Origin of the sequence: Maribacter algarum (ex Zhang et al. 2020), assembly GCF_005885635.1 — a bacterium.
Lineage (GTDB): Bacteria > Bacteroidota > Bacteroidia > Flavobacteriales > Flavobacteriaceae > Maribacter_C > Maribacter_C algarum.
Map to the genome: position 1 here is coordinate 173,898 of NZ_VATY01000004.1, position 23,655 is coordinate 197,552.

The following is a 23,655-nucleotide window of genomic DNA, read 5'->3' on the forward strand; positions in this document are numbered from 1 at the left end:
TCTATGGAAGAAAGAAATGAAAATGCTTTATCGCTAACCCAAAGCCAGTTACAGCTGTGGGCAGGTCAAAAGCTTAATCCAAATACACCTTTACATAATACGACACATTCTTTCAAAATCTTTGGAAGGATTGATGAGCCTATTTTTCAAAATGCTTTTCAAAGCCTTGTAAATAAAATAGATGTATTGCGAATAAATTTTGGAGAAGAAGATGGAATTCCGTTTCAGTTTATTCTAGAAGAATTAGAGCATACTACAGATGTGGTAGATTGCTCCACTTGGGCAGAAGCCGATATCAAAGAATGGCTTCGTAACAGATCCCAAAACAAGCTTGATCTTTCTAAAAAAGCATTTGATACCGCCTTACTAAAAGTGGGCGAAGAAAAGTATATCTGGTTTCTTAATATGCATCATCTAATTACAGATGCGGTTTCAGCAACCTTAATATTCAAAAATCTTTCAGCAATTTATACTGGTCTCAGTGAGAATACTACTGATGAAGTATTGGATTTTCCAAAGTTTCAGTCCTATATTGATTTCGAGAAAGGAGAACGATTAAATTCTGACCATGACGATATTAAAAAATATTGGAAAGATAAGGTTGAATCAATCAAAGGAAATCCATATTTATATGGAGCTCGCTATCTTAAGAAAACTACTGAATCAACCCGAGTAACCTTAAAATTAGGTACTGAACGTTCTGAAAAGCTTAAAAAATTAGCAGAAAATCCAGAAATTAAAGGATGGACACAAAACTTGACGTTATTCAATTTGTTCGCTACCATCTATGCCTCATTCCTTCATCGGGTGAGTGGTCAAAAATCCATTTCCTTTGGAGCACCAATGCACAACAGAGCAAATAGACCTTTCAAAGAAACTGTCGGACTATTTATAGAGATATTCCCAATTGGGGTTGATTTTAATGATGAGGATACATTTTTTGATGTTCTAAATCGGATAAAACTAGAAAGCGGCAATTACTTGCGGAATGCCCAACCAGGTATGGTTACGCCAGAAATAAGTGGAAGCTTTAACAGCATTTTGAATTTTATCAGTGCTAGCTTTTCTGATTTTAATGGTTTCGAAGTACAATCAGAATGGATGCACCCGGGTCATATCGATATATCACACCAAATGCGTTGTCATGTAGTCGATTTTGATGATACCGGAGAACTAGAACTCTTGTTTGATTTAAATCATAGCGTTTTTGATGAAAAAACCATTGACAAAGTTCCGCAACATTTCCTGAATCTAATGGATGCCTTTTTGAGTGACATTCATTCGCCTATTGGAAAATCAAGTTTATTATCTAATGAAGAAATAGAAAGTAAAATAGTTATTGGTACTGACAAGCCTTCTCAAAATCTCATTTTGAATCAGTTTGCTACTATCACTAAATCTGTTTCAAGCCATACCTCCATAACACAAAAAGAAAATAGCTTAAACTATCGAGAACTGGATGAGAAGTCAAATCAATTGGCAGCCTTCTTAAGAAAATGTAGCATTGAAAAAGGACAAAAGGTCGGAATTCACATGTATCGTTCTATAGACTATATAGTGAGTGTTCTTGCGGTTTTAAAAGTAGGAGCTAGTTTTATACCAATTTCTTCAGATCAACCTGTGGAACGGGTAAAATTCATTCTTTCAGATGCAAATTGTGCTTTGCTATTAACAAATTCCGGACTTGAAAATGAAATTGAAGGAGGCTCAACTCCCATCTTATCTTTAGAAAAGAATCAGTCCGAAATTGATGAAATGAGTTCCACTGACCTGAACATTGCGATTCAAAAAGAGGATTTAGCATATGTTTTATATACTTCGGGCTCAACTGGAAACCCTAAAGGAGTGCTGATTTCGCACGGTTCTTTGGCCAACTATTTATCGTGGGCAAAATCATTCTACAAGAGTGATAAACCTTTTGTTTTCCCATTGTTTACTTCTATAGGGTTTGATCTAACCATCACATCAACATTCCTGCCTTTGATTACGGGAGGCGCAATAGAGGTTTATAAAGAAAGTGGTCATGGTCCTGATATTTCGTTAATGGAAGTATTAGAAGAAAACAAAGTCAATAGCATAAAACTCACCCCATCGCATTTGGCTTTAATTCAAGGGAATGATAATACAGACTCTCAAATCAGAACAATGATTGTTGGCGGTGAAGACTTTAAAACCAAAATCGCTGTGGGCATTCAAAGTAGATTTGGAAAGGACCTAAGAATTTTCAACGAATATGGCCCAACAGAATCGACAGTAGGCTGTATTGTTTCTAAATTCAACAAAGACAAGCACACTGATACTTCGGTGCCCATTGGTAGGCCTATTTATGGTTCAAAAGCTTACATTTTTGATGACTACATGAACTTAGTGCCCGATGGTGTAATCGGTTCATTGTTTATGGGTGGAGAAGGATTAGCTAAAGGATATTTAAATTTGCCAGAATTGACGGCTGAAAAGTTTATACCAAATCCTTTTGATTCAAATGATAAAATATATCACACCGGTGATTTAGCCCGAATCAATTCTGAGGGTGAATATGAATACTTGGGCCGAGTAGATGAACAGGTAAAACTGAAAGGCTTCCGTATTGAATTATCAGATATAGAGGCTAACTTGCTAAAGCACAATAGTATTGAAAATACCGCTGTAGTGCTTATTGAGAATGAAAAAGCAATTCCAGAAAATGAAGTAATTAACTGTTCTGATTGTGGTTTACCATCTAACTATCCAAATACAGACTTTGATGAATACGGAGTTTGTCATGTATGTAATGCATTTAAAGGATATAAAGAACAGGCTCAGAAATATTTTAAAACCGAAGATGAGCTTCAAAAAATATTAATATCGAAAAGAGGACAAAGTCCGAATTACGACTGTATTTCTCTTTTAAGTGGTGGAAAAGATAGCACTTATATCCTTGCCCAACTTATCAATATGGGCTTAAAAGTGCTTGCATTCACATTAGATAATGGATATATATCTGACCAAGCAAAGGGTAACATAAATCGTATTGTAAGTAAGTTAAATGTGGATCATATCTATGGGACTACTGAACATATGAACAAGATATTCGTTGACAGCCTTCACCGCCATCATAATGTATGTAACGGTTGTTTTAAAACGATTTATACTCTAGCTACTCAAATAGCTTTAGATAAACAAATACCATTCGTTGTTACAGGTCTTTCTCGTGGGCAGTTTTTCGAAACTCGCTTGACCGAAGAATTATTTTGGGATGAAAATGCAGATGTAGCTAAAATTGACGATACTATTCTTGAAGCAAGAAAGTTATACCATCAAGAAGAAGATGCCGTTAAAGAGCTGATGGATGTCTCTGCTTTTACTAAGGATGAAACTTTTGATAAGGTCCAGTTTGTTGACTTCTACCGTTATACCGATGTAACGCTGGAGGAAATGCTAAAATTCTTAAAGGAGAAGGTAGATTGGGTTAGACCAACAGACACAGGGCGCTCAACAAATTGTACTATTAATCAATTGGGCATCTATGTACATAAAAAAGAAAGAGGCTATAGCAACTATTCCTTTCCCTACAGTTGGGATGTCCGTATGGGGCACAAAACCAGAACGGAAACACTGGAAGAAATCAATGAAGTCATTGACGAAGTCGAGGTGAAACGTATAATGGAAGAAATCGGATATACCGAATCAAGTGAAAGCGAGTTAGAACAAAAGCGTTTGGTAGGTTATTATACTGGAAAACAAAAAATTAGCTCTGCTGAACTAGCAAATCACTTGAAGAAAGAGCTTCCTGCCCATATGGTGCCAACTCATTTCAAACACATTGATGAATTGCCTTTAACAGCAAACGGAAAAGTAGATAAAACCGCACTCAAAGCTTTAAACAATTCCCAGTTGGAGATGGAGACGCCATTTGTCGCTCCTGAAGGTGAAATCGAAGAACTTTTGGCCTCAATTTGGAAAGAGGTTTTGAGACTGAAACAGGTAGGTGTTCATGATGACTTCATTGCTTTGGGGGGGCATTCGCTGGCGGCAATTCGAGTGACGGCAAGAATTAATGAAGAGGTTGAAATGAAATTCCCGTTGAACAAAATATTTGAACTTCCAACAATAGCAGAATACGCGAAGTATATCGAGCAAACACTTGTAGCACTATTGGAGGACTAACAAACATGCAAAAAGGATTCTTAAAAGGCTTAAAGCCATTTCTTATAAAACGTTTAGCATTGCTGATAGGTCTTTGCTATTTGTTGAATCCAATGCAAAAACAAATTAGTATTATTTTTCATGAGGTTTCGCATGCGCTTGAAATTCCAAATTATGTAATGTCGCATAGCCCAAATTCAAGCTATGACCACCAATCCTATGACCACATAGACTATCATGTTGATGATATAACCCATGAACACATATTGGTAGATTTCTTTGATTCAGTCTTTAAGGCTTTTGATGAAAATGATGGAGCTGAAGATTCTCTTTTTACCCAAAATAAAATTGATAAACATATAACTACGTATCAGTTTCATATTCAAAAACATTTTACAATATCGGTTCCAGAAAAATTTTGGTTCACCCAGGATAAATTGGAGTCAGGGCATCGAAAAAGTTTGAAAGAACCTCCACAATACTTCCTTATCTAGAGCTTCTAATTATAGCGCTCAAAGGGTTCTACCCAATTTCTTTACAAATTAAATTAAACATCGTAAGTGGTGGTCATGCACAAGCATGCCTTTCATTAATGGTGTTGTAAATCCCACAAAAAAATCAAAATGAAAAATTCATTATTATATTTTTTATTCTTCAGTCTTACAACAATAGTAAGTGCACATGAACTTAGCGGCACCGTTGTGGATCAGGACAATATTCCAATTGATGGAGTTGGTGTCTTTAACAAAACTACAGGAGGTTATACCTATACGAATGTTGCCGGTTATTTTGAGCTAGACGACATATCCGTCGGAGATCTAATTATCATCAATAGTTTAGGTTTCAAAACCCAAGAAATCACGATAACCGAAAATCAGCTTGATGCTAACATAAATATTATACTTGAAGAAGCTGCCGTTTCATTGGATCAGGTAGTTATTGTTTCAAAGGTGAATGCATTAAGTCAGTTGGTCAATATTGATGTGAAAGCAAACCCAGTCAAATCATCTCAAGAGATTCTCCGGAAGGTTCCTGGGTTGATTATTGGTCAGCACGCAGGTGGTGGAAAAGCAGAGCAGATTTTCCTGAGAGGGTTTGATATAGACCACGGAACAGATATTACAATTGACGTGGACGGACTCCCTGTAAATATGGTTTCTCATGCTCACGGACAAGGTTATGCAGATATGCACTTTATTATTCCAGAAACTATCGAAAACATTGACTTTGGAAAAGGGGCATATTATGCAAATAAGGGAAATTTTAATACGGCAGGATATGTAGATTTGAAAACAAAGTCCCGTATCGATGATAATCAGTTGTCGCTTGAGGCAGGAATGTTCAATACAATCAGAACAGTAGGAATGTTTAAAATAACCGAGGGAGATAACAGTAATGCATATGTCGCTTCGGAATTGGTTCTTACCGATGGAGCTTTTGAATCACCACAAAACTTTAATCGTTTGAACTTAATGGGAAGGTATAATTTCAACAATCACGAAGACCAAGAACTCAGCCTTTCAATTTCCCACTTCCAAAGTAAATGGGATGCATCAGGTCAAGTGCCGCAGCGTGCAATTGATCAAGGTTTAATAACCCGTTTTGGGGCAATTGACGATACTGAGGGGGGTAATACAAGCCGATCTAATTTTTGGGTAAATCATAGCAAACAGTTGGATGAACATTCAAAAGTGAAATCCAAAGCATATATTTCAAAATACGATTTTGAATTGTTTTCGAATTTTACATTTTTCTTGGAGGATCCGGTAAATGCCGATCAAATCCGTCAGAAAGAAGATCGAACAATTATAGGAGCAGAAACGGTTTACGAACATTCTGTTCATGTTGGTGATCATGATTCGCAATTGAGATATGAAACCGGATTAGGCTTTCGCTATGATGACGTCAATGATGTTCAATTATCGCGAACTAAAAACAGGCAAGAATTGCTAGAAAGGTTAGCCTATGGGAATGTCGATGAATTGAATGGTTACGGATTTTTAAATCTAACCTACAAAAAGAACAAATGGACCATCAACCCAGGACTTCGATTAGACTATTTCAAATTTGATTATGTGAATCTATTGTCGGAAACATATGATAGTAAAAGCGAAAATAAGATATTTGTTGGGCCTAAGTTGAACGTTATTTATGCCGCTTCTCCTAACCTTCAAATATTCGGAAAAACTGGAATTGGATATCATTCCAACGATACAAGAGTGGTAGTCGCAAACAGCGGTGAAGATATTCTGCCTGCTGCGTACTCTGCAGATTTAGGGGCAATCATTAAACCATCGAAAAAATTGGTTGTAAATGCGGCTCTATGGAGTCTTTTCCTGGAACAAGAATTTGTTTATGTTGGAGATGCCGCCATCGTAGAACCAAGTGGTAAAACGCGTCGTTATGGAGTCGATTTTGGACTGCGATATCAATTAACCGATTGGTTATACGCCAATGGAGATATCAATTATACCTATGCAAGAAGTACCGAAGAGCCCGAGGGACAAGACTTTATCCCTTTATCCCCTGACCTAACTTCTTCCGGTGGACTATCTTTTAGAGATTTAGGTAATTTCTCTGGGGGTCTTAATTATCGTTTTATAAAGGATAGACCTGCAAATGAAGACAATTCAATTGTTGCCGAGGGTTATTTCATAACAGATTTAAATCTCAATTACGCTTGGAATAATTGGACATTTGGTGTTATAGTTGAGAATTTATTTGACCAAGAGTGGAATGAAACTCAATTTGCCACTGAAAGTAGGTTACTGAATGAGCCGAATTCTTTTGAGGAGATTCACTTTACCCCTGGGACACCATTTTATCTTAGAGGGAAAATATCCGTTTCATTCTAAAGTGGTTATATAGCCTTTTCAATAGTATCCTAGCGGATACTATTGAAATCGGGTTATTTCAAAATGATTGAGAATACTAAACTGGTACAATTAATGTTAAGGTATTGTAGTATTTTTATAGACCAAGCAAAATTTAATGGTAAATTTTTTTAGTAAGAAAAAATATCTAATAGACCTTCTCGAAGGATTTATCGATATACATAATCATATATTACCCGGCATTGATGATGGTGCGCAAACTGTGGATGATTCAATAGCTTTACTTAAAGGTTTTTCAGAGTTTGGAGTTAGTGACTTCATTGCTACCCCTCATATCATGCACAATTATCATGATAATAGCCCATCAACTATAAAGGATTCTTTACAAATTCTTAAGGCTGAGTTACACAAAAATGGATTAGGAGCTATAAATATTCAAGCTTCTGCAGAGCATATGATTGATGATAATTTCGAAACAATTCTTGAGAAAAAGGAAGTAATGCCATTAGCTCATGAGCATTTGCTTGTTGAAATGAGTTATTTACAAAGACCAATAAACTTTGACAAGTCTATTATTGCTATAACCAGCAATCGATTTTTCCCAGTATTGGCGCATCCAGAGCGTTATAATTTTTTACATGGAAGAACTCGTAAATACAATGAATTCAAGCAACAAGGAATACTCTTCCAGCTAAATATGCTTTCATTGGGAGAATTCTATGGTAAAGAAGTACAGAAAATGGCTTTCAGACTTGTAGAAGAAGGAATGATAGACTTTATAGGATCTGATATTCATAACATGAATCAATTGAATTCCCTAAAAAAATTGACTACCAATAAGAAAATGATAAAACTGTTGAGTCCTATTATTGAAAATACAACTACTCACTTCAAATAGCAATATTGACAAAAGTGAAAGCTCAACTTACATATGCTTTCACTCTAATTCTTTTATTTTTTTACAATCAATTTTAGTCGATAAGGCATTTCAGATTTAGGTACTATAGTCATCATATAGATTCCGTTTTCAACATCTGTTAAATCCAATTCTATTCCATCTGAGGAAGTATTCAGCTTAACTCCTTCATAACTCTTTATTATTTTTCCTGTAAGATCAAAAAGATGAATTTTAGATATATCAGTTGTAGATACCGTTTGTACCGTAACAGCATTCTTAGCGGGGTTTGGATATAGTATAGGTATTACAAAAGAAGAATCGGTTTCAGCAATAACCGCTGAGCTCTCGCTGGCATCAACTATACCAGCTCGTTTTCCACTACTCGAACAATTTAATGCATTATCTCCAAGACCACTAGGCAGTTTCGTGGTCTTCGTCACATATAGTTTGTCGATACCTGCGCCGTCTTCGCGATGGCCTATGTCTATTGTATTGGCTCCCTCTGGAAGGTCGAAGGTCAGGAAAACGGTATTGTTCTCCCTATCATGTACCTGGTGCCAGCTGAAACTGCTATTGCCGGGTATAAGGTTCCAACGCAGCCAGTTACCATTGTTGACCCGTACCCAGAAACTATCGTCCTCCTGGCTCGGGACGCTCACACGTGCATAAATCCTATAAGTCCCAGACTCCGCGGTAAAATTGTACGAGATAATCGACCCTGCATCCGTTGGTGCCGAATTGTAGTTATTCCCTGTGGGGGCCAGCAGGTACTGCCCTCCCGATGCGGAGACATCATCGATAACGCTCCAGTTCGAACCTACCGTAGCACACTCGGCCTCAAGCCATAGCTCATCCGGGTTGCCCATGAACTCAGGGCCTACGCTTACCGATACCTCATCGAATCCTGTCTCATCCTCATCGTCGGTGACCGTCAGACGATATATATATGTGCCTTCCACTAAATTGCTGGCCGTAAGGTCTGGTGCGGTAGCTCCTGATAGGGTCGCTGTATTCGGACCGCTCTGCTGCGTCCATTGGTAAGCTGTTATGGAACCGCCATCTGGGTCGGTTCCCGAACCGTTAAGTGTCACACTATTTGTCGGAAGGTCAAAATCTTGATCAGGACCGGCATCGGCCATTGGAGTTTGACTCGTACTGCCTGTGCCTAAGACTTCGATCGCATTTATGATTGGATGTCTGTTGCCACCTACTGCTGCCAAGGCAGAGAAATCTATGTTCAGTACTCCACCGGTAACATTTACAGTATGGGTTTTGACCAACATCGCATCCGCACCTACCTCAGCGAAAACATCGAGGTCGTCCTCGACCAATTGCCCTTCGATGCTCACATCGAATACCCTACTTCCTACTCCGCCAGTACCTCCGCCAGTAGCCCCGAACCACAGTTCGGCGAAATGAAGGCGCACAGTGTATTCCCCATCGGTAACCGGAATAGCATAACCCATAACCTGGGACCTACTGAAACGGAAGGACTGATACGGTTCGGGAAGACCCGTCTGCGGCCTATCGAGTGTACTTCCAGTATCAGAGAACTGATCGGCGATAAAGTCCTCTCCAGAATAGTTCGTAGCAACACCACCTGTATTGATACGGAGTGTAAAACCGCCTGGAATGACTTCAGGGTTTACCGTTACCGATACCTCATCGAAACCGGTCTCGTCCTCATCATCAGTGACCGTCAATCGGAAGACATAGGTACCTTCCACTAAATTGTCCGCAGTTAGTTCCGTCGTCGTAGCACCTGATAGGGATGCCGTGTTCGGGCCACTTTGTTGTGTCCATTCATATCCAGTTATCGAACCGCCATCGGGATCCGTGCCCGTACCGTTCAACGTGATACTACTTGTCGGTAAATCAATACTCTGATTCGAACCTGCATCAGCTGTTGGAGACTGGGTACCAACCTCAGGATTTATAACCACACTAATTTCATCAAAACCAGTCTCATTCTCATCATCAGTAACTGTCAAACGGAAGACATAAGTTCCTTCTATCAGATTATTTACTGTTAAATCAGCAGTGGAAGCTCCTGATAAAGAAGAAGTATTTGGCCCATCTTCCTGTGTCCATTGATAAGTTGCGATAGAACCTCCATCTGGGTCATTCCCTGAGCCGTTTAGAACAATGCTATTTGTAGGAAGGGTAATACTCATATTTGAACCTGCATTAGCAATTGGCGGTTCCGAAGTCGTAACACAATTTGCATCAACAGCCCCAAATCCATTTGGGATGTTTGTAGTCTTCGCCACATATAGTTTGTCGATACCTGCGCCGTCTTCGCGATGGCCTATGTCTATTGTATTGGCTCCCTCTGGAAGGTCGAAGGTCAGGAAAACGGTATTGTTCTCCCTATCATGTACCTGGTGCCAGCTGAAACTGCTATTGCCGGGTATAAGGTTCCAACGCAGCCAGTTACCATTGTTGACCCGTACCCAGAAACTATCGTCCTCCTGGCTCGGGACGCTCACACGTGCATAAATCCTATAAGTCCCAGACTCCGCGGTAAAATTGTACGAGATAATCGACCCTGCATCCGTTGGTGCCGAATTGTAGTTATTCCCTGTGGGGGCCAGCAGGTACTGCCCTCCCGATGCGGAGACATCATCGATAACGCTCCAGTTCGAACCTACCGTAGCACACTCGGCCTCAAGCCATAGCTCATCCGGGTTGCCCATGAACTCAGGGCCTACGCTTACCGATACCTCATCGAATCCTGTCTCATCCTCATCGTCGGTGACCGTCAGACGATATATATATGTGCCTTCCACTAAATTGCTGGCCGTAAGGTCTGGTGCGGTAGCTCCTGATAGGGTCGCTGTATTCGGACCGCTCTGCTGCGTCCATTGGTAAGCTGTTATGGAACCGCCATCTGGGTCGGTTCCCGAACCGTTAAGTGTCACACTATTTGTCGGAAGGTCAAAATCTTGATCAGGACCGGCATCGGCCATTGGAGTTTGACTCGTACTGCCTGTGCCTAAGACTTCGATCGCATTTATGATTGGATGTCTGTTGCCACCTACTGCTGCCAAGGCAGAGAAATCTATGTTCAGTACTCCACCGGTAACATTTACAGTATGGGTTTTGACCAACATCGCATCCGCACCTACCTCAGCGAAAACATCGAGGTCGTCCTCGACCAATTGCCCTTCGATGCTCACATCGAATACCCTACTTCCTACTCCGCCAGTACCTCCGCCAGTAGCCCCGAACCACAGTTCGGCGAAATGAAGGCGCACAGTGTATTCCCCATCGGTAACCGGAATAGCATAACCCATAACCTGGGACCTACTGAAACGGAAGGACTGATACGGTTCGGGAAGACCCGTCTGCGGCCTATCGAGTGTACTTCCAGTATCAGAGAACTGATCGGCGATAAAGTCCTCTCCAGAATAGTTCGTAGCAACACCACCTGTATTGATACGGAGTGTAAAACCGCCTGGAATGACTTCAGGGTTTACCGTTACCGATACCTCATCGAAACCGGTCTCGTCCTCATCATCAGTGACCGTCAATCGGAAGACATAGGTACCTTCCACTAAATTGTCCGCAGTTAGTTCCGTCGTCGTAGCACCTGATAGGGATGCCGTGTTCGGGCCACTTTGTTGTGTCCATTCATATCCAGTTATCGAACCGCCATCGGGATCCGTGCCCGTACCGTTCAACGTGATACTACTTGTCGGTAAATCAATACTCTGATTCGAACCTGCATCAGCTGTTGGAGACTGGGTATTTAGTATAGAAGTGTTTTCGTAAATTCTGGGGAAATTATTCACCCATCCATTTGAGACAATATCTAAATCGCCATCATTATCAATATCAATTACCCGGGCACCATCATGATGTTCCTGTCCTGCAATACCTGAATTGATGGTTCGCTTAACAAAAGTGCCACTATCACAAAGGTCATTTTCAAAGGCAAGCAAGCGATATTGCCCAAGCCACTCCCCGACTATAATATCTTTATCTCCATCAAAATCAATATCGGCAGCTGAAACACTTAGACTACCACGAACATCAGTATCTAAAACTCTTCTTATCCAGGGTTGTGTAGGATCTGAAGGAGCTTCAAACCAAGCTAATTGATTGCGTTCTGAACTGGATGAACCTAATCCGAGTTGTCCCACAACGGCATCTAAATCACCATCTTTATCAAAATCAGCCAATTGCGCTCTATCCGGGGTTGTTACGTAACTAATTCCTGTTGAAAAAGTTTCCCATCCATTGGATCCATTATTACGAACCCAATTGACTCCTTGAAACAAATCTAGGTCATTATCCTGATCAATATCTCCGACTTGCAAATCCTCTCCCGTTGAAACGGCATTTGGAATATCAACAAGAGACCATATTCCCGAAGTTGGATCAACCGTTGGAGTCAACATTTGCATTGGAGATCCGGTTGCTTCTGCTCCATTCCAATTTATTGCCATTTGATACGGTCCTCCAACTGTAAATACTCCACCTGCAATGCCAGCTAAAAATGGTTCAGAATAGGTCGTGTTCCCCGAAGGGATATTAGAAAATACGGTAAAAACACCTGAGCCATTATTTTGAGCCCAAACCAAATCGGCTCCAGTATACGTGCCGGTTGTTCCTAATAAATCCATATCTCCATCACTATCAAAATCGTGAACCCATGCGACATTATTGAATGTGTTTCCAATAGTGTTTCTCACCCAATTTCCTGAAACCGAACCTGGGTTTTTGTACCACCAACCCCCAGTTACAATATCTTTTAATCCATCTCCATCCAAATCGTGTTCTGGGAAAGTATATACTGAACGATAGGGTAATGATGAAGTTTCAAGTTGTTTTACGGCCCACTGATTCGGGAATGGACTAGAATTACACGTAACAGCACTTGTAACATTAACTGTCACCTCATCAAAAATTCCAGTGCCCGTATGGTTTATATTGAAAAGTTCTAGTTTAATCGTATGACTTCCTAAGCCTAATCCTTCTATAGAAATTGGCTCATAACTATAATGCGGACCAACCATGACGTCATCTATAAAGTAATGCATATGTGTATTCCCTTCGGCAATTGTCCAATTATCAACGCTAAATGAAACATCAAAGTTCTGGTTTACATCATTTCCTTCGGAAGGTGCATTAATTGTAATCGAGGCATTTGGATTTGTATCAAAAGTATTAGAAGGCAAAATCTCAATTGCCGAAACCTTTGGATTTTCCACTACCGAGGTGAACTCAATGGTTACAAATCCGTCTGTAACCGAAATATTATCAAATTCCTTTTGCAAGGCAGTTGCCGGTGAAACTTCACTAGAGATATCAAAGTCCGTTAATACCGGATTTCCTTCTATGGTAACATTAAAAATCCTACTACCAACGCCTCCAGTACCTCCATCAAGCAAACCGAAATACAACTCAGCAAAATGCAATCGGATATCATATTCTCCAGATTCCGAAACCGGAATGTTATAAGAGAAGTTGCCAAAACGTTCTGTTTGATAGATTGCATCATCACCAGTATTGGCAATTGCAGTACTATTAGTGAATAAACTCCCACCTGTTGCATACTGATCCGCATCAAAGTTGTTTGGAGTGGCGGATTCAGCAAGTCCCCCAGCATTAATTGCTATAGGGTCAAAAACAGATAAAGCGAGTACTTGAGGGGTTATAGATAAACCTGCTGTATTTACAATATTTTGAAGAGTTAATTGATATGTTGTTCCATTTGTTAGCTGATCATAACTTAATAGAACTGACCTTCCATTTGATTGTAAAACTGCCGAAAGTACAGAAATACCATTATTGATAGAATAATTTGATAAACTCTCAGCGGACGCTTGAGAAATATATTCATTAAAGTTTATTAAAGTCTGAGTCGTACTTAAACCAATAAATGATTCTATGTTTGGAGGAGAATTATCAATGGACACTCCAGCCCCAATAAATTCTACATAGTTTAAATCAACAATATTTGGTCCAGACCCGTTGAACACAAAAAACAAATCGTTTTGCCCTCCCGGATCCACAAGGTTTGATTCTACATTTACCCAATTACTGGGCCCACCAGTTGCTGGAACTGGTGTTGTAGCCAATAGAGTTCCTGTTTCACTTCCTAGTCGTAGCTCAATACTTCCACCTGATGCCGATGCTGCGACTTTGTACTTTACAGCGGTAATATTCTGAAGATTTCTTCCGGCAAAAGATATAAATCCTCCTGCATTTACTCGAAGTGCCTCTTGGCCTCCTTCAGTAGGGTCATTATTAGAGATTATGCTTGTTCCACCTTGTGTATCATAAAACTCCGCCTCTTTCCTTTTTGGGTGAAGTTGGAGTAAATCCCTTGATATCAAACCGCCTGTGTCAGTATATTCCATTGAGATTGAAGCAAAAATATCCAATTCGCCATCGGTACCATGATTTGCATCTGCTTGTAGAGTCAAGGTTTGAGGGCAGCCATCCAAAGTGGATTCTGGATGTACATGATTTAGATGTCCAAAACCAGGTGTTAGTATTACCTGATTGCAATCAATTGATCCTTCCTCATTATCTTCTACGATGATATCAATGTTTACATCATCTCCCCAATTAAAAAAACCACCATTCGCAGGGGAGTTAATAGAAAATTCTGCCAGATTATTTCCTGCATATATGGTAACATTTTTTATACTTTCACCATTAGTAGGGTTACCATCCTTTACTCTTAGTTGGGCATTAAAAGTTCCCGCTGTAGTATAGGTATAAGTAGGATTGGGTTCCGTAGAATCAATCGTACCATTGCTGTCAAAATCCCATTCGTATGTCAAAGGTGAATCTCCATCAGGATCGATTGTACCTGCACTTGAAAAATTGACCACTAAGGGCAAATCCCCATTCGTAGGGGTAGCGCTAAGTTGTACAACTGGTGGACCATTTGAAACAATTCCTGTGAAATCGACTCGAATTAATTTTCCCGTGGGGCCTGAATCAGAGCCACAGCAGGGCACACCATAGGCTAAAATGTACATTTTGCCATCAGGACCTAGCTCCATATCTATGAAACCCTCAGTGGCTGTCGGAAATTCTGAAGGAGCAAATCTAGGAACGACTCCTATACTACTTGTATCTTCTACAATACTCCCATCAGGATTCAGGGTTACCACCCAAATTTTACTAGAATTGAAATCATAGAAAAAGAATTTTTCATCAAATTCAATAGGTAATCTTTGAGCATCTGGAAGACTATTGTCATAGTAGTATCTAAAACCTGCTAAATAACTTTTATTATCAAAATCCATCCAAGCTGGTTGCGCTGCAGGAAGATTTACAGCCCCTGTATTAAAAACAGAAGTATTAACAGGTGCAAGTGGGTTGTTATAAAAAGAAGGTAAGCCATTATATACGATTTGATATGGGTCATTGTTCTTTCCTAAAAAATAAGGCCAACCCGCATTCTCAGCATTTTTAGTCAGGTTTAATTCATCTCTTCCTGAGGGACCTAAAGAACTTGCGTTTGGTGCGTCAGGCCCTATATCACCCCAATAGAGCCAATCATTGGCCTGGTCATCAACAAAAATCTTATAAGGGTTTCTTGCACCCATTACATATATTTCCGCCAAACCACCTGTGCCTCCAGGAAATAGATTACCAATTGGTATAGTGTAGGTGCCATTTGATTGAGGAGTTATACGTAAAATTTTCCCACGTAAATCATTGGTATTCGAAGATGATTTCTCCGCTGTAGCTATATTATTATTTGCCGTATTTGTATTGGTAGAAGCAATTGCGGTATAGGTATTCGGATAAGTTGTGTTATCGCCAGTAGCGATGTATAAATTTCCCTGAGAATCGAAATCCATATCGCCGCCAGAATGATACTTGGCAACTCGATTTGTAGGCCACTGTAAAATGGTGATTTCTGAACTTAAATCAAGATTATCTCCATTCATCGTAAATCGAGAAACTCTATTGCCTTCAAAAGCACTACCAGCAGGTGAATAATATAGATAAATAAAATTGTTTGTTGAGAAATTAGGGTCAAAGGCTATTCCTAAAAGTCCATCTTCCAATTCGTGAAATACGGGGAGTGTACCTGCCGAAATTGGTACCCCTTCACTAGACTTATAAATTAAAAGCTCTCCATAACGATCAAGAATAAAAATACGGCCATCTGGTGCGAATTTAAAAGTGGTGGTATTAGATAATCCACTAGCTATTTCAACTTTTTGGAAGTCCGTGGGTAATTGTGCCTGTATGTGCTCAATAGAGGTTGAAAGGAACAATATCAATAGAAGAAAAGCTGTCCGTTTAAAAAATATAAGATGAAAGTTGGATTGTTTTGATAAACTTTTCACTAAAGTAATTCCCATAGTATATTGTCTTAACACCATTAATTGATAAAATAACTTACAAAATAAGGGGAATCGATTACTCTGCAAAAATATCCCGTTTTAAGCCGCAACAATTCGTTCAAGCGATAAAATCCTTTATTTACGGGGCATAATCGGTGTAATACAATCCAAAACTAAAACATAATCAAACAAGGGACTGCATTTGGAATTGACTATTTTATCTAAATAGTCTTTAGTAGAATGAGTAGTTAAAAATAGCAATAATTTATTGTAATGTACTTAAATCCATAAATATTTGAACTAAAAAGGCTCCTTAATAGAGGAGCCTTTTTGCGATATTGGTCATTTAGTACTTTAGTTTCTTATCCATAATTTTATAAGAGTTGGTTTGCCTTCACTCATGGCAATACGTACAAAATAGATTCCATCACCAAGTGTGGCGACTGGTAAGCGGTACACTCCATTTTGTTCAATTTCTTGAGCCAAATAGCCCCCGAGATAACGACCTCCGACATCATGCAAGGTTATATTCAAAACCCTCATATCCGTTGGTTGGTTAATGACCTGTATATGGGCAAATCCACCATCTGTTGGGTTTGGAGGGTTACTTTGTAGAATGATATCCATCTTATCTGTAGGATCGTCAACCACGGTAATTGTAAGAGTTGCGGTATCAGTCAATCCTCCATCGTCGGTAACAGTCAACATAACTTCATAAGTACCTGATACTTCATAAATTTTTTCTAAATCTGCTTCAGTTGAAGTAGTTCCATCTCCAAAATCCCATAGATAACTTGCAATTCCAATATTATCTGTTGAATTACTTCCCGTAAATGTCACTAGCAAACGTGGTGCTCCAGAAGTTGGTGTTGCTTCAGCAACCGCAACCGGTGCGTCACCCATACCACCTTCAGGTACAACTGTTACGGTTACTTCGTCAAAAGCCATTTCACCTTCATCATCAGTCACTGACAGTCTAAAAACATACTCCCCTTCGACAAGATCACTTGCAGTTAGGTCAGCCGTATCAGCACCTGTCAATGTAGCTGTTCCTGGGCCGCTTTCTTGAGTCCATTGATATGTCAGCATACCTCCATCAGGATCCGACGCCATGCCATTTAGAACAGTGCTGTTCGTTGGTAAGGTTATTGTTTGATCTGATCCTGCATTTACATCCGGTGGACGTGTTTCATATACACCAATACCCGAAATTTTTGGAAATTCAACTACCGACGTTAATGTAATAGTCAGCATACCATCAGTTACAGGAACATTCGTTAAACTTTCTATTATGGCAGTAGCACTTCCTCCCGCAGCTGCAACGATATCATAATTGCTAATTTGAGCTTCGTTTTCAACTTGAATATTAAATATTCGAGATCCTACTCCTCCAGCTTGACTTCCGACTCCATAGAACAACTCTGCAAAATGTAAATCGACATTGTAATTTCCATTTATTACCGGGATTTCATACACTAAAGTACCTGAAGTACTAAAACGCTCCGTCTGGTATAATTCGTCGTTTTCAGTATTTGCGATTGCTATTGCCTCTTCAAAAATCGAACCGCCCACGAAATATTGATCCGCTGTCCATTCTTGAGTATTGAAAGTGAACGCCGGTCCGCCAGAATTAATTAATAGGCTAGATGGTTCACTGGCTACGGTGATTGTAACCTCATCACTGCCCATATCATTTTCGTCGTCTATAGCTGTCAAACGAAAAACATAATCTCCCTCCACCAAATCACTAATATCTGGATCTTCAATAGTAGTGCTACTAAAAGTAGCTGTATTGGGACCACTTACCTGTGTCCAGATGTATGAAGCTATGGCACCACCATCCGGATCGGTAGCTGATCCATCCAATGTAAGACTATTATTAGGTAAGGTAATTGTGCGGTCATCACCAGCAAAAACCATTGGCGCATTACTTAAGCCTGGAACGACTACTTCAATACCAGAAATTTTTGGAAATTCAGTAACGCCTGTAAGTGTTATTGTTAAACTTCCATCATTTACGGTGATATCGGTAAAATTCTCTATAATAGCGGTTGCACTACCACCTGCCTCGGCAATAATATCATAATTAGTAAGTGTGCCTTGGCCACCCTCAATATCGACATTAAATATTCTAGATCCAACACCACCGCTCGATCCAGCCCCTGGAACTCCATAAAAAATTTCTGCAAAGTGTAAGTTTACATTATGATCTCCATTACTAACAGGTATTTCATAAATTAAATCTCCAGTGTGAAAACGTTCTGTTTGATATAACTGATCATTATCAGTATTAGCAATTGCAATGGCGTTTTCTACAATCGTTCCATTAGTAAAGTACTGGTCTTCAGACCAAGTGGTTGAATTGAATGTATAAGTCGGTCCTCCAGAATTTATTCGAATTGCTGGGGACTGATTTGAAACCGTTATGGTAGCCTCATCAAAACCTGTATCGGTCTCATCATCCGTTGCTGTCAATCTAAATACATAAACACCTTCAATCAAATCAGAGGCCACTAGAGTCTCAGTAGTGTCACCAGTTAAGGTAGCTGTACTTGGTCCACTTACTTGCGTCCATTGATAGGATACAATAGCACCTCCATCGGGATCGCTAGCCGAACCATTTAATGTTGTATTGCCGGGCAAAACATCTTGATTAGGACCAGCATCCACTATGGGTTCGTCATCGGCCACCGGTACAGTTTGATTCTCGTAAATTCTTGGAAAATTACGCAATTCAGAACCGACAAACCATCCGTTGGAAACTACATCTAAATCCCCGTCGTTATCCAAATCAGTTACTCGAGCACCATCATGGTGTTCCTGACCAGGGATTCCGTCATTAATCACTTGTTTTATGAAGTTTCCACTATCACAAAGGTCGTTCTCAAAAACAATAAGCCTGTATTGACCCAACCATTCTCCAACTACAATATCTTTATCCCCGTCGAAATCGATATCAGTGGCGAATACGCTCAAAGAACCCTTGACATCTGGGTCCAATACCCTTTTCGTCCATGGCTGAGTAGGGTCTGCAGGAGCTTCCCACCATGCAAATTCAAATCTTGCGGGATTTGAACCAGCTCCAAAACCTAACTGACCAACAACAGCATCTAAATCACCATCGCGATCAAAATCCGCTAGTTGAGCTCTGTCGGCGGTAGTCACATAGGAGATACCGGTGGAAATAGTCTCCCAAGTTCCTCCATTGTTGCGTATCCAATTCGTACCTTGAAACAGATCTAAATCATTATCTTGATCAATATCTCCGGCTTGAATATCTTCACCTGTCGAAACAGCTCCCACCATATCAACAAGTGACCATGTACCAGTAGTTGGATCCGTAGTCGGGGTCAACATTTGCATAGGTGAGCCCGAAGTTTCTGCGCCATTCCAGTTAATGGCCATTTGATATGGACCTCCAACAGAAAATACACCACCGGCAATACCAGCCAAGAAAGGTTCATTGTATGTAGTATTTCCTGAGGGAATATTTGTAAACACCGTAAAACCGCCTGACCCATCATTTTGAGCCCAAACTAAATCGGATCCTTGATAACCCAATGGGCTATTGCCATCATCAGTGGTTCCTAAAAGGTCAAGGTCACCATCTCCATCAAAATCATATACCCAGACAACATTATCGAAATCGGTGCCAATGGTGCTTCGAGCCCAAGTGCCTTGAATCGTACCTGGATTTTTATACCACCATCCGCCAGTAACAATATCTTTTAAACCATCACCGTCAAAATCAAAATCTGCAAAAGTATAGACAGATACTTGAGGAAGTGAGGTGGTTTCTAACTGTTTTACTCCCCATTGATCTGGGAATGGTGTTGTGTTACACGTAATAGCCCCAGTTACATTTACCGTCACCTCATCAAAAATGCCTGTGCCTGTGTGGTCTGCATTAAATAATTCCAGCTTAATGGTATGTGCACCTAAACTCAATCCGTCTATAGAAATAGGTTCATAACTGTAATACGGCCCAACCATCATATCATCAATATAATAATGCATGTGTGTATCACCTTCGAGAATAGTCCAATTCTCAACTGTAAATGCCACTTCAAAAGGTTGATTGACATCCCAGCCATTAGATGGTGAAACAATCGTAATATCTGAACTAGAAGTATCGTCAAAAGTGTTTGGATTAAGAACTTCAAGAGCACTCACTTTTGGTGATTCTACTATCCCTGTAAATACAATACTTGCAGCCCCATCACTTATTTGAACGTTATTAAACTCCTTTGTCAGTGCAGTAGCCGGATTAACCTCGCTTAAAATATCAAAATTAGTAAGTACTTGAATACCTTCAATACTCACATTAAATATACGCGAACCTACGCCACCAGTTGAACCTCCACCTGGAAGACCATAATAAATTTCCGCAAAATGTAAACGAATATCGTATTCACTTGATGCTCCAACTGGGATTTCATAACCAAAGGTACCACCAGGACCAAAACGTTCTGTCTGATACAATGCGTCATCAGTTGTTCCTTCAATGGGCTCTGTTGTATCAAAAACAGATCCCCCAGCATTGTAGTTGTCGGCGATAAAAGTTTCTCCACCAACGACCAGTTCACCCCCACCAGCGTTTACTCTTACACCATCAATAACCGAGAAAGAATATGTTCCTAAGGGAATTCCGAGGTTAGAAGTATTCTGAACATTTTGTACCGTTAATACATAACTGATATTTGAACTTAAAGCAGAGGTGGTTAAATAAACAGTTCTGTCATCAACCTGTAAATTCACTGCCGAAATTGTAATACCATTATCAATTGAATAATTGGCCAAAGTTTCGGCACTTACTTCATTCAAATATTCAGAAAATGTAACTGCTACCGTTGTCGGATTTACAACATTAACATTTTCAACTATTGGTGGTGAATTATCAGTTGAAATTCCAGCACCAATAAATTCGATATAATCTAAATCAAAAATATTTGACCCCGAGCCATTAAAAACAAAAAACAAATCATTCGTTCCTCCTGGGTCGGTTATAGGAGTTTCAATATAAACCCAAGAACCAGGTCCCCCGGTCGCGGGAACTGGAGTTGTTACCAAAACACTCCCTGTTGGACTTCCTAATCTTAACTCAATTGTACCACCAGCACTATTGGCGGCAACTCTATATTTTACCGCAGTCATATTCAGAAGGTTTCTCCCATCAAGAGACATGTAACTTCCATCATTTACTCGAAGCGCTGATTGCCCACCTTCAAGTGGATCATTATTTGGTATAATCGTAGTTCCATTTTGGGAACTGAAAAATTCCGCTTCCTTTCTTTTGGGGTGTATTGTTATTAAGTCCCTGGAAATCAAACCTCCAGGATCCGTATACTCTAAAGATATGGAGCCAAAAATATCTAATTGCCCTTCTGTACCATGATTATCGTCTGCTTCAATAGTGAGTACCTGTGGACAACCGTTTATTGAAGGTTCGGGATGTACGTGATTTAAATGCCCAAAGCCTGGCACAACTACCACATCATTGCAATCAACGGTTAATCCCTCATCTACTACTTCAATATCAATATTCAAATCATCTCCCCAATTGAAGAGCCCCCCTACAACAGGAGAGTTAATTGTATAAGTTGCCAAATTGTTACCTGCATAAATCGTAACATTTTTAATGCTCTGTCCATTTGTTGGATTGCCGTCATTCACCTTTACTTGCGCATTGAAAGTTCCAGCTGTAGTATAAGTATGGGTAGGATTAGGATCTGTAGAATCAACCGTACCGTTACTATCAAAATCCCACTCATACGTTAAAGGGGAATCTCCATCTGGATCGGTAGTACCTGCGGTCGAAAAATTAACAACCAAAGGCAAGTTTCCATTTGTTGGAGTAGCACTAAGTTGTATTACCGGAGGGCTATTCGTTGTAATACCCGTATAATCAACTCTATAAAGTTTGCCCGATGGACCGGCATCACTACTACAACATGGAACACCATAAGCTAAAATGTACATTTTGCCATCTGGACCAAGTTCCATATCAATAAAGCCCTCTGTAGAGGCCGGGAATGTAGAAGGACCAAATTGAGGAACATTGCTAAATGAGGTTTCGCTGCCTAGATTCTGTACAACATTTCCATTGACGTCAAGGTTAATAACATAGATTCGGCTTGTATTAAAATCGAAAAAGAAATAGGCGTCATCAAATTCGATTGGAAGTCTTTGTTGATCAGTTTGACCAGGGTCATAGTCATATCTAAAACCTGACATTACACATTTAAAAAAACCACCAAATGATAAAAGAGAGGGTTGCGCCGGTGGAAGATCTGTCGCTCCTGTATTAAAAATTGAAGTATTTACTGGAGCTAAAGGATCGTTATAAAAAGGAGGTGAGCCATTATAAACCACTTGGTAAGGTAAGTTGTCATTTCCCGAAAAATAGGGCCATCCAAAATTACCAGCTTGTTTTGTAAGGTTCAGTTCATCCATACCTATCGGTCCGCGAGCGCTAGCGACTTGAGCATCAGGCCCAACTTCTCCCCAATACAACCAGTCGTTCCTATCTTTATCAACAAATATTCTATACGGATTTCTTGCACCCATTACATATATTTCGGGAAGTCCACCAGTGCCCCCCGGAAATAAATTTCCGCTGGGTATAGTATATGTCCCATTGACTTGGGGGGTTATCCTAAGAACTTTCCCCATAAAGGCATTTGTATCTGATGAAGATTTTTCCGCGCTATGGTCTCTATTTGTTGGTGTATCGGTATTTTGTAAAGCAATGGCTGTATATGTATCTGGATAGGTTGTATTATCACCTGTAGAAATATATAAATTTCCATTTGAATCATAGGCCATGTCACCACCAGAATGGTATTTAGAACTACGATCGGTTGGCCACTCTAGCAAAACCACTTCCGAAGAGTTGTCAAGCGTGGCCCCGCCTGTTAACGTAAAGCGAGAAACTCTACTAATTTCGGCTACTCCATCAGGAGAATAGTATAAATAAATGAAATTGTTGGAAGTAAAATTCGGGTCAAACTCAATAGCCAACAAACCATCTTCTTGTTCATGAAATACATCGATTGTACCAGCAGACTGAACAAAACCTAGATTGGCATCATAAATCAAAACCTCTCCATATCTGTCTAAAATGAAAATTCTTCCGTCTGGTGCAAATTCAAAAGAAGTTGTATTTGACAATCCACTTGCAAGTTCAACTTTGGCAAAAGAATCTGGGAATTGACCATAGGCTACAGTCCCAGTTAATATGAAGGAAAATAGTAGTAAAAAAGGAAAAAACTGGACTCTCTTAAAAAAACCAGGGATTAAATTTATATTGAATTGAAAAATTGAAAGGTATTTTTTTTCCATAGCAATGCTTTGTTAAAGGCAAAATCAAGTTCATTTCGGTAGGGGTCGGTTTGGACCTCAAAGATAATTTAATAACAATTAATGCCGAAAATACCCTAACGCTTTTCGTTTAAAATTAGGCGTTAATCGGTGAAAT

The 23,655-nt window shown here is 39.8% G+C and carries 6 protein-coding genes; 4 read left to right on the plus strand and 2 right to left on the minus strand.

Annotation, left to right across the window (positions count from 1 at the left end; all coding sequences use genetic code 11):
• Positions 1-3 precede the first annotated feature (3 nt).
• The 4 genes from FEE95_RS17890 to FEE95_RS17905 all read left to right on the plus strand — a co-directional run bounded on the left by FEE95_RS17890 (position 4) and on the right by FEE95_RS17905 (position 7,857).
• Entirely contained in the window at positions 4-4,146 is a 4,143-nt protein-coding gene (locus tag FEE95_RS17890; protein ID WP_138659393.1) for a non-ribosomal peptide synthetase, read from the plus strand.
• 5 nt (positions 4,147-4,151) lie between these two features.
• A complete protein-coding gene (locus tag FEE95_RS17895) occupies positions 4,152-4,619 on the plus strand; it encodes a hypothetical protein (RefSeq protein ID WP_138659394.1) in 468 nt (155 codons plus the stop codon).
• Between the two features lie 129 nt (positions 4,620-4,748).
• Positions 4,749-6,980: a TonB-dependent receptor gene (locus FEE95_RS17900; RefSeq protein WP_138659395.1), complete on the plus strand. Its 2,232-nt coding sequence runs from the start codon at positions 4,749-4,751 to the stop codon at positions 6,978-6,980.
• A 136-nt stretch (positions 6,981-7,116) separates the two neighbouring features.
• Entirely contained in the window at positions 7,117-7,857 is a 741-nt protein-coding gene (locus FEE95_RS17905) for a tyrosine-protein phosphatase (RefSeq protein ID WP_138659396.1), read from the plus strand.
• 53 nt (positions 7,858-7,910) lie between these two features.
• Here the strand turns inward: FEE95_RS17905 and FEE95_RS17910 are convergent, their stop codons facing one another.
• Together FEE95_RS17910 and FEE95_RS17915 are read right to left on the minus strand one after the other, a co-directional pair.
• On the minus strand, positions 7,911-16,196 hold the full coding sequence (locus FEE95_RS17910; RefSeq protein ID WP_171037082.1) for a PKD domain-containing protein: 8,286 nt from the start codon (positions 16,194-16,196) through the stop codon (positions 7,911-7,913).
• Between the two features lie 336 nt (positions 16,197-16,532).
• The gene (locus FEE95_RS17915; RefSeq protein ID WP_138659398.1) at positions 16,533-23,519 is read right to left on the minus strand and encodes a malectin domain-containing carbohydrate-binding protein; all 6,987 of its coding nucleotides are present in this window, start codon (positions 23,517-23,519) and stop codon (positions 16,533-16,535) included.
• Between the last annotated feature and the right edge of the window lie 136 nt (positions 23,520-23,655).

Excerpts from the sequence above, each read along its gene's own strand:
- FEE95_RS17910 (WP_171037082.1), bottom strand. The coding sequence starts at position 16,196 with ATGGGAATTACTTTAGTGAAAAGTTTATCAAAACAATCCAACTTTCAT.
- FEE95_RS17900 (WP_138659395.1), top strand. The coding sequence starts at position 4,749 with ATGAAAAATTCATTATTATATTTTTTATTCTTCAGTCTTACAACAATA.
- FEE95_RS17895 (WP_138659394.1), top strand. The coding sequence starts at position 4,152 with ATGCAAAAAGGATTCTTAAAAGGCTTAAAGCCATTTCTTATAAAACGT.
- FEE95_RS17915 (WP_138659398.1), bottom strand. The coding sequence starts at position 23,519 with ATGGAAAAAAAATACCTTTCAATTTTTCAATTCAATATAAATTTAATC.
- FEE95_RS17905 (WP_138659396.1), top strand. The coding sequence starts at position 7,117 with ATGGTAAATTTTTTTAGTAAGAAAAAATATCTAATAGACCTTCTCGAA.
- FEE95_RS17890 (WP_138659393.1), top strand. The coding sequence starts at position 4 with ATGGAAGAAAGAAATGAAAATGCTTTATCGCTAACCCAAAGCCAGTTA.